The 12,322-nt window shown below is 63.0% G+C and carries 8 protein-coding genes; 4 read left to right on the top strand and 4 right to left on the bottom strand.

What is annotated here, in order from left to right; all coding sequences use genetic code 11:
* Window positions 1-106 precede the first annotated feature (106 nt).
* Genes QCE88_RS18430 through QCE88_RS18420 form a run of 3 tightly spaced genes read left to right on the top strand, consistent with a single transcriptional unit; the run spans window position 107 to window position 5,814 of the window.
* Entirely contained in the window at window positions 107-1,522 is a 1,416-nt protein-coding gene (locus QCE88_RS18430) for an efflux transporter outer membrane subunit (protein ID WP_309904724.1), read from the top strand.
* 18 nt (window positions 1,523-1,540) lie between these two features.
* Entirely contained in the window at window positions 1,541-2,719 is a 1,179-nt protein-coding gene (locus QCE88_RS18425) for an efflux RND transporter periplasmic adaptor subunit (RefSeq protein WP_309904722.1), read from the top strand.
* Complete coding sequence (locus tag QCE88_RS18420; RefSeq protein ID WP_309904720.1) at window positions 2,716-5,814, top strand: efflux RND transporter permease subunit; 3,099 nt, start codon at window positions 2,716-2,718, stop codon at window positions 5,812-5,814. The genes QCE88_RS18425 and QCE88_RS18420 overlap by 4 nt, the downstream gene beginning before the upstream one ends.
* A 491-nt stretch (window positions 5,815-6,305) precedes the next feature.
* Here QCE88_RS18420 and QCE88_RS18415 read toward each other — a convergent pair whose 3' ends face one another.
* From QCE88_RS18415 to QCE88_RS18405, 3 genes are read right to left on the bottom strand one after another with little or no spacing between them, the layout of a single operon-like run.
* Window positions 6,306-7,754, bottom strand: a complete 1,449-nt coding sequence (locus QCE88_RS18415) for an NAD-dependent succinate-semialdehyde dehydrogenase (RefSeq protein WP_309904718.1) — start codon at window positions 7,752-7,754, stop codon at window positions 6,306-6,308.
* Window positions 7,755-7,774: 20 nt separating this feature from the next.
* The gene (locus QCE88_RS18410; RefSeq protein WP_309904716.1) at window positions 7,775-9,061 is read right to left on the bottom strand and encodes an iron-containing alcohol dehydrogenase; all 1,287 of its coding nucleotides are present in this window, start codon (window positions 9,059-9,061) and stop codon (window positions 7,775-7,777) included.
* On the bottom strand, window positions 8,991-10,025 hold the full coding sequence (locus QCE88_RS18405) for an Ldh family oxidoreductase (RefSeq protein WP_309904714.1): 1,035 nt from the start codon (window positions 10,023-10,025) through the stop codon (window positions 8,991-8,993). Before QCE88_RS18405 ends, QCE88_RS18410 begins: the two co-directional genes overlap by 71 nt.
* 176 nt (window positions 10,026-10,201) lie before the next feature.
* Between QCE88_RS18405 and QCE88_RS18400 the strand changes: the two genes are divergently transcribed.
* The gene (locus QCE88_RS18400) at window positions 10,202-10,828 is read left to right on the top strand and encodes a GntR family transcriptional regulator (RefSeq protein ID WP_309904711.1); all 627 of its coding nucleotides are present in this window, start codon (window positions 10,202-10,204) and stop codon (window positions 10,826-10,828) included.
* Between the two features lie 166 nt (window positions 10,829-10,994).
* Here the strand turns inward: QCE88_RS18400 and QCE88_RS18395 are convergent, their stop codons facing one another.
* A complete protein-coding gene (locus QCE88_RS18395; protein ID WP_309904709.1) occupies window positions 10,995-12,314 on the bottom strand; it encodes an MFS transporter in 1,320 nt (439 codons plus the stop codon).
* Between the last annotated feature and the right edge of the window lie 8 nt (window positions 12,315-12,322).

Raw genomic sequence — 12,322 nt, 5'->3', positions numbered from 1 at the left:
GTCTCTGACGACGAATAGGGGTTATTACTTATTCGCTAAGCGTCTGCTAAGGAAACCCTCGTTAAATTGACCTGAAAACGGTCTTGGATAACGGGGTTTCAGCACAGTGCCATCGACGCTTCATATTCGGTTCAAACGGGCCTGCGCGTGCGCCCTGGCTGCTTCACTGGCGGCATGTTCGACGACGCCGGCTTTTCAGTCACCTGCCCCACCCATGCCCGGCGCCTTCAGCACGACACCGTCCGCGCTGGATTCCACCGCGCCTGTTCGTAGCGAATGGTGGCGAAGTTATCGCGATCCCGCGCTCGATGCACTCGTCGCGCAGAGTCTTGCGCATAACTTCTCGCTGGCATCGGCGATTGCAGCCGTCGAGCAGGCGCGCGGCACCGCGCAGAAGGCCGGCGCCGCGCAATATCCTTCGCTAGGTATCGGCGGGACGTTCGATCGCGCGCACCAGGGCGGACATGCCGGCTCGAATGCGCGGAGCCAGAGCCTCTTTGCCGAAGCAAGCTATGAGATCGACTTCTGGGGCTTCAATGCGGCGACGGCGAATTCGGCGGGACTGCTGGCGCGTGCATCCGAATTCGATCGGGATACGGTGGCGCTCACGCTGACTGCAAGCGTCGTCGATACCTACTTCAGCGTGCAAAGCCTGAACCGGCGTCTGACGCTCGCCCACAGCATCACCGATGACGCCGCCCGCGTCTTGCAGCTTCTGCTCGCGCAACAGGAAGCGGGCGTGGCCACCGAGCTTCAGGTGCAGCAGCAACGCAATGCGCTGGCCACGTTCGAAGCCGCCGTTCCCGCGCTCCAGCAACAGCTGGAAATCGCGCAGCACGGGCTTGCTGTGCTGACTGGCAACGCTCCTGAACGACTCAGCGTGCGGCCCATCGCGCTCGCCGATCTTCCGATCCCGCAGCCGCGCCCCGATCTTCCCGCGCGCCTGCTCGAAACGCGGCCCGACATTCGAGCGAAGGAAGCACGGCTGCAATCCGCCAACTTCGATGTCGGCGCGGCGCGCGCGGCGTTCATGCCGAACATCGTGCTGACGGCGGATGGCGGACTGAAGAGCAAGTCGCTGTCGAACTTTCTGGCGAGTCCGTTTGCGAGTCTCGCGGCATCGCTCGCCGCGCCTGTTTTCGACGGCGGCGCGTTGCGCGGTCAGCTGCGCGCAGCGAAAGGCGCGGAGGCCAGAAGCGTCGCGGACTACCAGCAGACGGTGATCGCCGCGCTTCAGGACGTCGAAGACTCGCTGACGACCGCGCGCCAGCAAGCGCTCGCGGAAGCCTCCGACCAGACCGCCGCCGATGCCGCCGCGAAAGCCGCGACGCTCGCCGAAGCGCAATACCGCTCCGGCACGGTCGATTTCCTCACCGTGCTCGATGCGCAACGCGCGCGCTATCAGGCCGAAGACACGCTGGTGCAGGCGCGGCTTGCGCGTCTGCAGGCATCGGTGAGCCTGTTCCGCGCGTTTGGCGGCGGCATCGAAATCGCCGATGCATCCGGCAATCCTTCACGTTGAACGTTCAATCCATCGCATATGAAAATCGACGATATTCCGCGCGGAAATCTTCCGCGTGACAAACGGCGCTTTCACGCCGTGCTGGCCGCGTCGATCGTCACGGCGGCGCTCATCGGCGGGTGGTTCTGGCCGAAGCATGCTGTCACGCCCGTTGCCGCAAGCGTGCCGGTGAATGCGGGTCATGCAGTGACGCAGGACTTTCCCATCCGCGTCAGCGCAACTGGCTCCGTGCTTGCCTTGAATACGGTCGATGTCAAAGTCCGCGTCGACGGTCAGCTGCAACGCATTGCTTTCACGGAAGGACAGGACGTGAAGGCGGGACAGGTGCTCGCGCAACTGGATCAAGGTCCTTTGCACGCGCAATGGCAGCAGGCCCAAGCCGCGCAACGCAAAGATCAGGCGAGTCTCGACAATGCGCGGCTCGATCTCGCGCGTTATCAAAAGCTCGTGGGCATCGGCGCGGCGACGACGCAAAGCGTGGACACGGCCAGCGCGCAGGTCGCGTCCTACGCGGCGATGGTCGCGGCGGATGCAGCAGCAGTGCAGAACGACCAGTTGCAACTCGGCTTCACGACGCTGCATGCGCCCTTCGATGGCCGCGTCGGCATGCGTAGCGCGGATATCGGTGCAATCGTGCATCCGTCGGATACGACCGGCATCGTCACCGTCACGCAGATGGAACCGATCACGGTTGTCTTTTCCGTGCCGCAAGACGTGCTCGCCGAGGTGCTGGCGAATCAGAAGCGCGCGCCCTTGCCCGTGCACGTGACGACGCGTTCGGGCAGCGAGGCGCTCGCGGACGGCAAGCTTGTGTTCATCGATAGCGCGGTCGATCCAACGACCGGGCAGATCCGGCTGAAAGCGTCGTTCGCGAACCAGGACCGCACGCTGTGGCCCGGTGAACTGGTCAATGCAAGCGTGCTGACGCGCACGGACCGCGCGCGTATCGCGCTGCCGAGCCGGGCAATCGTGAATACGCAGAATGGCGCGCAGGTGTTCGTCGTGTCGCCGGATGGAACCGTGCAGCTCAAGCCCGTCAAGACAGGCGCCGTAGTCGACGGCATGACCGAAGTGACGAGCGGCGTCGGTCCGACGGAACTGATCGTGTTCGACGGCCAGAGCCGCCTGAATCCAGGCACGCGCGTGATGGCGAGCATCGTGCCGGCGACAGCGGAAGCGCCTGGAGGTGGCTCGTGAGTTTGATCGAACGTTTCATCGAACGGCGTATTGCAACCACGTTTCTTGCGATTGCCGTATTGCTCGCGGGTGCGGTCGCGTACTTTCTGCTGCCGGTCGCGCCGCTGCCGCAAGTCGATTTCCCGACGATCCAGATCGTCGCCAAGCTGCCCGGCGCAAGCGCGGAAACGATGGCGACGTCGGTTGCGACGCCCATCGAACGGCAATTGACGAACATCGCGGGGATCACGCAGATGACCTCGTCGAGTTCGCTCGGCACGACGAGTATCGCAGTGCAGTTCGACCTGTCGCTCGATATCAACGGCGCGGCGCAAGATGTGCAGACGGCGATCAATGCGGCGGGCGGCCAGTTGCCGAAGAACCTGCCGAACCCGCCCACCTACGAGAAAGTGAATCCCGCCGACTTCACGATTCTCTCGCTTGCGCTCACTTCGTCATCGCTCACGCTGACGCAGCTCGACGACTACGCGGAAAACATGATCGCCCAGCAGATTTCGCAGATGCCGGGCGTCGGTCTCGTCGACTTCCACGGGCAGCAGCGCCCTGCCGTGCGCATCCGGCTCGATCCGGACAAGCTCACGGCGCGCGGCCTGACGCTCGAAGACGTGCGCTCCATTGTCGGCGTGCAGACCGTCAACGCGCCGAAAGGCAGTCTCAACGGGCCGGACCGCTCCGTCATCTTCAACGCGACGGACCAGATCACGACGCCCGATGCGTATCGCGATCTCGTGGTCGCGTACAAGAACGGCGCACCCGTGCGCGTGCAGGACCTGGGCACGGTGGTGGACGCGCCCGAGGATACCTTGCAGGCCGCGTGGCTTCAGCACGACCGCGCCATTGTTCTCGATGTTCACAAGCAACCGGGCTACAACGTGGTGCAGACCATCGCCACGATCAAGGCGAAGATCCCCGCCTTGCAGGCGTCGCTGCCTGCGGCGGCGATCCTGCATGTCGTGGGCGACCGCACGCAGACCATCGACGCGTCCGTGCGCGACGTGCAATTCACGCTGATGCTGACCATTGCGCTCGTCGTCATGGTGATCTTCTCGTTCCTGCGCAACGTATGGGCCACGGTCATTCCGAGTCTGACGATTCCGCTGTCGCTGGTCGCGACGTTCGGCGTGATGTATGTGCTCGGCTATAGCCTCGACAATCTTTCGCTGATGGGCCTCACCATCGCGGTGGGCTTCGTGGTGGACGACGCCATCGTCGTGATCGAGAACGTCATGCGGCATATCGAGGAAGGCGTCCCGAAGATGCGCGCCGCGCTGCTTGGCGCACGCGAAGTGCGCTTCACCATCATTTCGATGACGATCTCCCTGATCGCCGTCTTCATTCCGATTCTGCTGATGGGCGGCATTGTCGGTCGACTGTTCCGGGAGTTCGCGGTGACAGTGAGCGCGGCCATTGTCATGTCGGCGATCGTCTCTCTGACCATCACGCCGATGCTGTGCGGCTGGCTCATTACCGCGCCCGGCAGCGATCGCGGGCGGCTTGCGGGCGTCGAGCGCTGGCTGGAGCGAGGCTTCGTCACGATGGAGCGGGCGTATGAGCGCGGACTGGATCGCGTGCTGCGGCATCAGAAGATCATACTCGCCGTGACCGTTGCGACCATCGTAGCAACCGGATGTCTGTTCGTCGCGATTCCCAAAGGCTTTTTTCCGCAGGCGGATTCCGGTCTCATCATGGGGATCGCACAGGCCGCACCCGATGTCTCGCCACGCTCGATGTCCGCGAAGATGCAGCAACTCGGCAAGATCGTCGAGAGCGATCCCGCCGTGGACAACGTGTATTACTGGATCGGGCCGAATCCGACCGTGAGCCAGGGCCGCATGATGATCAATCTGAAGCCCTTCGGCGCGCGCTCGGCTAGCGCGGGCGAGGTGCTCGCGCGTCTGAAGCCGCAGGTCGCCAACGTGACGGGAATTTCATTGTCGATGCAGGTCCGGCAGGATATACAGGTTGGCGGACGCATCAGCGCGGCGCAGTATCAATACACGCTGCAAAGCCCCGATATCGCCCAGTTGAATCACTGGGCACAGGTGTTGACGAAGACACTCGGCACACTGCCCGAACTGACCGATGTGACTTCGGACCAGCAGGCTTCCGCGACGAGCGCGACGCTCGTGATCGACCGCAACACCGCATCGCGTTTCGGCATCACGGCGCAGGCCATCGACGACACGCTTTACGACGCCTTTGGCCAGCGTCAGGTCGCCACGCTGTTCACGCAGTTGAATCAATATCACGTGATTGAAGAAGTCGATCCGCGTTTTCAATTGACGACGGATGCGCTCGCGCATCTCTACGTGCGCTCTACCCTCACCGGCCAGCTCGTCCCGCTGAGCACGCTGGCGCGCATCGAGAACACGGTTTCGCCGATCTCGATCAATCATCAGGGCCTGTTCCCCTCAGTGACGATCTCGTTCAATCTCGCATCGGGCGAATCGCTCGGCAACGCGGTGAATGCGATCCATCGAGCCGAGAAGGCCATTCACAAACCCGATGCGATCACGACGAGTTTCCAGGGCACGGCGCAGGCGTTTCAGGCATCGCTCGCGTCGGAGCCGTATCTGATTGCGGCCGCGTTGATCGCGGTCTATCTCGTGCTCGGCATTCTGTACGAGAGCGCCATTCATCCGCTCACCATCATATCGACGCTGCCATCGGCGGGTGTCGGCGCCCTGCTCGCGCTGATGCTGTGCGGGCAGGACCTGTCGATCATGGGAATGATCGGTGTCATTCTGCTGATCGGCATCGTGAAGAAAAACGCCATCATGATGATCGACTTCGCGCTCGTCGCGGAACGAGAGCACGGGCTGTCACCGCGCGACGCCATTCGCCAGGCCTGCGTGCTCCGGTTTCGCCCCATCATGATGACGACCCTCGCCGCCCTGTTCGGCGCGCTGCCGCTTGCGCTCGGTCATGGCGCGGGCGCGGAACTGCGCGTGCCGCTGGGCATTTCCATCGTAGGCGGATTGATCGTCTCGCAGATGCTCACGCTCTTCACGACGCCCGTCGTGCATCTCTGGTTCGACCGCCTGTCAACCTGGCTCTCCACGCGGAAGGGGGTTGCAACGGTTGAAGGAGCATGAGGCCGTGCGTTCGCACGCTTCGATTTCTCAACTCAGGCGCGCATGCAATCGCGCGTGGGTGAACGCTGCAATCTGGGCCAACACTTCATCCACGCCGGCGTGACAAGACTCGAGCGCCTCGACCGTCGTCGACCACGGCAGCGTGAGCCTGACGCGCACATGCAAGGTAGCGGGTTATGGAAAGCGATGGCGTAACGCGCCGTCGCCGCGCGCAGGTGCGCATTCGCGCCTTTGACGTCGCTGGCGTAAAGATCGCCTTCATGCCACCACACGCTTTCCAGTCGCGTGAGCATTGGAGCTGTCGCCACGACGTTGGCAAGCGAGCCAGTCGTGACTCATGCTCGAGGGATAAACGTCTCGAGCGTACCAATGAAACCACGCGTACCCTACGCCACGCGGCCAATCAAATCATCTGTGCGGGATGAGCGCCCACCCGATGGCGAACGGCCAGGTCGGACATCCCCGACAGCGGAAGTCCGGCCTGACTTTCATCACCAGTTTGTGGAGATGTACTTGGCTTCAAGAAATTCAAGGATGCCATGATGTGCGCCTTCGCGCCCGAGCCCGCTTTGCTTGACGCCGCCGAACGGCGCGGCCGGATCGGAGACCACCCCTCGATTCAGACCGATCATCCCGCTTTCCAGACGCTCGGAAATGCGCAGGCCTCGCGCGAGGTCGCGCGTGAACATGTATGCGATCAACCCGTATTCGGTATCGTTGGCCTGTGCGATCGCCTCGTCTTCGTGATCGAAAACGACGATCGGCGCGACCGGGCCGAAGATTTCCTCCTTCAGCAGGTCGGCGTCCGGCGATACGTCCACCAGCACCGTGGGCTGATAGAAGTGCCCCTTCCGCTTCACACGTTCACCGCCGACCAGGATGCGTGCACCCTTTTTTCGGGCATCGTCGACGAGCGATGCAACCTTGTCCACTGCGCCGGCGTTGACGAGCGGACCGCACTGAGTGCCAGGATTCACGCCATCATCGACGACCAACGCGCCCATTCTCTCAGCGAGTCGCCTTGAAAATTCAGGAGCAATGCCTCGCTGAACATAGAACCTGTTGGCAGCCGTGCATGCTTCACCTCCGTTGCGCATTTTGGCCACCATCGCACCTTCAATGGCAAGCTCGATGTCTGCATCGTCAAACACCAGGAAGGGCGCGTTTCCACCGAGTTCCATCGAGCAGTTGATCACGGAGTCAGCGGCCTTGCGCAGCAGCACGCGCCCTACTTCGGTCGATCCGGTAAAAGACAGCTTGCGCACTCGCGAATCATCGAGAATCGCATTGCTGACTTTGCCAGCCGTCGAGGTAGTGATGACATTGACCACCCCGGCAGGAACCCCGGCCTCCGCAAGCAGACGAGCCACGAAATAGGCCGTCAGAGGCGTGTCCGTCGCCGGCTTCAGAATGCAGGTGCACCCCGCCGCGAGCGCCGGAGCGATTTTGCGCGTGGCCATCGCTGCGGGGAAATTCCACGGCGTGACGAGCAGCGAAATGCCGATCGGCTCGTACTGGACGATCGTGCGCGCAAGCCCGCTCGGCGAGCGACTGATGTCGCCGTTGATACGCACGGCCTCTTCGGCAAACCAGCGGAAAAATTCCGCGGCATAGGCGGTCTCGCCACGGGCATCGTTCAGCGATTTTCCGTTTTCAAGCGAGATCAGTTCGGCGATCTTTTCGCTGTCACGTACCATCAATTCGTAGCATCGCCGGAGGATTTCACTGCGCTTTCGCGGCGGTGTCGCTGCCCACGCGGGCGCTGCCGCAGCCGCTGCCTCCACGGCGCGTTGCGCATCGGCCGTGGTGGCGTTGGCCACGCGACCAATGATCTCTTCTGTCGACGGATTGACGACATCGATCAGACTGTCAGACGACGCTTGTTGCCATTCGCCACCAATGAACAAATGGGTCATGCTGATGTTTTGCGCTTCGGCCATGATATTTTCCAGAATTGAGGTTATGCGTAGTTGAACGAGTCGCGACCGGTGTAGGCGGCTTCCACCAACGACCCGACTGCCGCCGCGGTAAGCGGCTTCGGGCTGTTGTTGATCAGCCGTGCGGCGAGCATCGACTGTTCAGTGATCCAGGCCAGGCGATCGGCCGGCACGCCGAGGTCGGCCAACGTATGCGGAATGCCGATGCTCGCGAAGAGTTCTCGCGTACGCCGGATGACGTACTCGGTTGCGTCTGCAGGATCCTGCGTGGAGCCGCCTATCGCGCCTGCGATCTGGGCGAAGTCAGCCGCGCAAGCGTCGGCGTTGAATCGCATCACATACGGAAGCAGCGTCGCGACACCCAGGCCGTGCGCCGTGTGCGTCAACGCCCCGACCGGGTACTGGATTGCATGAGCCGCAGCGGTGCCGGCCGTGCCGAATGCAAGGCCGGCGGCGAGTGAGCCGAACATCACCATGCTGCGGGCTTCGCGGTCGGCACCGTTCTCGACCGCTCGTGGCAAGTAGTTGAAAATCGCCTTGATTGCCGCGAGTGCGTGCTGATCGCTCAGCAGGTTCTTGCCGACGAATACGCGCTGCTGCGAGAGTGCCGCGTCGGGCGCGTTGCGCACCGCGGTGTAGGCCTCGATCGCATGGGTGAGCGCATCGGCGCCGGATAGCGCCGTCAGTCCTGGGGGGCACGTGATGGTGAGTTCAGGATCGCAGATGGCCGTGTGCGGAATCAGGTAGGGCGACGAGATGCCGACCTTGAGATCCCGCGCGCTGTCGGCCAGCACTGCAACGGGCGTGACCTCGGAGCCTGTGCCTGCGGTCGTCGGAACTGCAATGACGGGCAAGGTCGGGCCGGGTACTTTCAGCTCGCCATAGAAACGATCCAGAGGCATGCCGTGGGAAAGCGCCAATGCCACCAGTTTCGCCATGTCGAGGCAGCTGCCGCCGCCAATTCCAATCACGACATCAGGAGCGAAATCGCGATATGCGGCCACGCACTCATCGATGCCGTCGGACGGCAACTCCGCCTGTGTGCCGTCGAAGACCTGTACCGCGAGTCCTTTCGCACGCAGATCGCCGACAAGTTCCTGCATCACGTCCGATTCGGAAAGACGTCTGTCGGTGCAAACCAACGCGCGTTGGCCGATACGTGCCGCGACACCGCCGAGCGCGCGACGCTGACCTTCCCCGAAAATGATGCTGTTCGGCGAGCGGGTAATGCCAAAGAAATTATTCATGGTTAGCCTGGCTGATAGTGGTTGATGGGTTCGCGAGTTCGACGATGTCCTGCCATACCCCATCCGGGATCGACAGCCCAGCGGCAAGACTTCGTTCGCGGGCAACCTGCGCGCGATCACCAGGCACGACGACTGGCCGGCCCGGATCTGCCGGTTCACACGCGCGGATAGCGTCGAGATAGGCACTGACACTCACGCCGGCGGCGCTGCCCGCGGGTTCGAGCACGATGAACACGTCGCCCTTGTTGCAGATCTGTGTGGCGTCGAGCGTGCCCCGCACGTCACGCCCGATTGCCGAGTCGGTCAGACTGGCGACCAGCACCTCGAGCGCCAGACCGAGCGCATAGCCCTTGGGGCCGCCAAACGGCGCGATCGCACCGTCGCGCGCGGCGGCGGCGTCAGTCGTCGGGTCACCGTTTGCGTCCAGCGCCCAGCCAGGCACGAGTGGCGCGCGGCGGTTCGCATGGTCATGGATCTGACCCATCGACACGAGGCTGGTCGCCATATCGAGCACGAAAGGCCGTGGCTGCGCCGGGACGCCGATGGCGACCGGATTCGTTCCGACCATCGCACGGCGTCCGCCCCACGGATGCACGAGGGCTTCGCTCGTGGTCAGCGCGATGAGGATTTGCCCTTTCTGCGCGATGCGTTCCGCATACAGCGCAAGCATGCCGATGTGGTTGCAATTGCGAATGGCGGCCACGGCAATGCCCGTGGTTTTCGCTCGCGCAGCGATCTGAGCCAGCGCGGCGAACGCGACGACCGGCCCCAGGCCGCGCTGTCCATCGACATCCAGAAAACTGTCGCCCCGCCATGTGCCCCTGCCCGTTGCCGCAGGGTCCGCAACACCGTTACGGATCCGTTCAACGACCCGCGGAAGCCGTTGAACGCCGTGCGAGGGACGACCTCGCAACTCTGCCTCAAGAAACAGATCCGTCTGGATTCGGGCGTTTTCCGTGGGAACGCCCGCAAGTTCCAATGCCTGGATGCATGCAGCGGATGCTTCGTCAAATTCAAGCGCTTTCAAGTCTCCTCCTTCTCTCAACTTAATCCGATCCGATCGGATATCCGATTTGATTTATGCTAATCGGGCGGTATGATGGCGTCAAGAATCTTTTTGGGGATTTCGTCGTGAGTTCCAGCCCATTGCCTTTGACTGAGACGTCCGTCGACCTGGCTCGTCTTCCCTCGCTGGGAGACCGCGTGTATGACACGCTGTTGTCCCAGCTCATTTCGCTCAAGATTGCGCCGGGCAGCCGGATCTCGGTTGACGCACTGGTGCGAGACCTGAGCGTGTCGCAGACACCGATACGCGCCGCCCTGATTCGGCTGGAATCCGAGGGGCTGGTCGTCAAGACGCACAACGTGGGCTATAGCGCGGCGGCGATGCCAACCCGCCAACGTTTCGAAGAGATCTACGATCTGAGGACGTTGCTCGAGCCGTACATGGCCGCACGAGCCGCGACCCGGCTGACGGATGTCCAGCGTCAGGAACTCACGGCCCAAGCGGACCGAATGGCGGCACCTTTCAGCGATGACGCGAAAGTCGCCTACGGCAAGTTCGCGCGGCACGACGCCGACTTCCACTCGTGGATTGCCGATCACGGAGACAACGATCTCGCGGCGGATACGCTGGGCCGCCTCCACGCGCACATGCATTTGTTCCGGCTACGTTTCCACTCGCACGTGACCGAGGAAGCGATCAAGGAACATGCGGCCATCGTCGATGCGCTCGTCAACGGGAATCCAGACAAGGCGGCCGCCGCAATGAAGAAGCACATCGCGCGTTCACGCGACAGGCTGGCGCCCTTCTTCGATACGACAGGCTAAGCGAGGCAACGCGATACGCGGCGCGCACAAACGCGCCGCGTCATTGATTGGCGACGTCCGCGCCGGGATAGCTTGCAGAGAAGCCATGCATTCCGAGTCTTGTTCGACAGCTTTGCTTCGGCATGGGTCGGCCCGCCGGCGCGCGCGACCCGCTTCGTCACGCTCTTTACCTGCCGAGGGTCTGGCGTGTTTTCGTGCCGAGCGCGCACAGCGCGCCGAGGGCCATGACGGCCGCAAGGCAGTACATGCCCGCCGCAGTGCTGTGGGTGACGCTGCTGAGCCAGCCGAGCAGATAAGGGCTGACAAAGCCGCCAATGTTGCCGATCGCATTGATCAGCGCGATGCCCGCTGCAGCAGACATACCCGACAGCATGCCGGTGGGAAGCTTCCAGAACACGGGAGGCGCAGAGAGAATGCCGCAGGCTGCGACGCACAGCAGGATGACCAGCGGTACGGCCTGATGCGCCGCCGGAACCGAGCCGGCCAATCCGACCGCACCCAATGCCAGGGCCAGTGCCACACAACCGCGCGTGCGTCCTGAACGGTCCGCCACTGTGCCGAACGTGAGCATCGACACGACGGCACACGCATAAGGCAACGCAGTGATCAGGCCCACTTGCCACGCGGACGTGACGCCGGATGCCCGGACGAGCGTCGGCATCCAGAATGCCAGGCCATACAGCCCCATCGTGTAGGAAAGGTAGATTGCGCTGAGCCGCCAGATACGCGGGTCGGTCAGAAGCGTGCCGACCGACGCGTGTTCGATCTTGCCTTCGCGATCCTGCTCGATATCGTGATGCAGCAGTCGCCGTTCGTCGGCATTGAGCCACTTGGCCTTTTCCGGGCGGTCATCCAGTGCGGCGAGCACGACCACGCCCATGATGACGGAGGGCAACGCTTCCACCAGGAATAGCCATTTCCAGCCGGCCCAACCCCACGCGCCGTGAAGGCCTTCCAGCAGCCAGCCCGAAAGCGGTCCGCCGAGCACTCCCGCCAGCGCAATGGCCGCAGTGAAGGTGGCGATGATGCGGGCGCGCCGGTTGGCCGGGTACCAGTAGGTCAGGTAAAGAATGACGCCCGGGTAGAAGCCGGCTTCGGCCATTCCCAGCAGGAATCGCAGAATGTAGAAGGACGTGGGCGTCTGCACGAAGACGAAACATCCCGAGATGAGCCCCCACGTAATCATGATCCGCGCGATCCAGACCTTCGCGCCGACGCGCGCCAGCAGCAAGTTGCTCGGCACTTCGAACAGCACATAGCCGATGAAGAAGATGCCGGCGCCCAGGCCGAATACGGCGTCGCTGAAGCCGAGATCGCTCGACATCTGCAATTTCGCGAACCCGATGTTCACGCGGTCGAGGTAAGAAGCGGTGTAGCACAACATCAGGAGCGGCACGATGCGCCACGATACCTTGCGGTACGTGGCTTGCCGTAGCCGGTCGGCCACACTCGGGGGCGCGGCGTCGATCGTCGCGGAAGCAGTCATGTTTTGTC

The organism is Caballeronia sp. LZ035 (genome assembly GCF_031451175.1).
In the GTDB taxonomy this organism is placed as follows: Bacteria; Pseudomonadota; Gammaproteobacteria; order Burkholderiales; family Burkholderiaceae; genus Caballeronia.
Note: the sequence above shows the minus strand (reverse complement) of the source record. Positions and strands in the feature narration are given on the sequence as shown.

What these genes read in the sequence shown, in the direction of transcription:
- QCE88_RS18415 (WP_309904718.1), bottom strand. Translation starts at nt 7,754, where the DNA reads ATGGCCGAAGCGCAAAACATCAGCATGACCCATTTGTTCATTGGTGGC.
- QCE88_RS18395 (WP_309904709.1), bottom strand. Translation starts at nt 12,314, where the DNA reads ATGACTGCTTCCGCGACGATCGACGCCGCGCCCCCGAGTGTGGCCGAC.
- QCE88_RS18425 (WP_309904722.1), top strand. Translation starts at nt 1,541, where the DNA reads ATGAAAATCGACGATATTCCGCGCGGAAATCTTCCGCGTGACAAACGG.
- QCE88_RS18410 (WP_309904716.1), bottom strand. Translation starts at nt 9,061, where the DNA reads ATGGGGTATGGCAGGACATCGTCGAACTCGCGAACCCATCAACCACTA.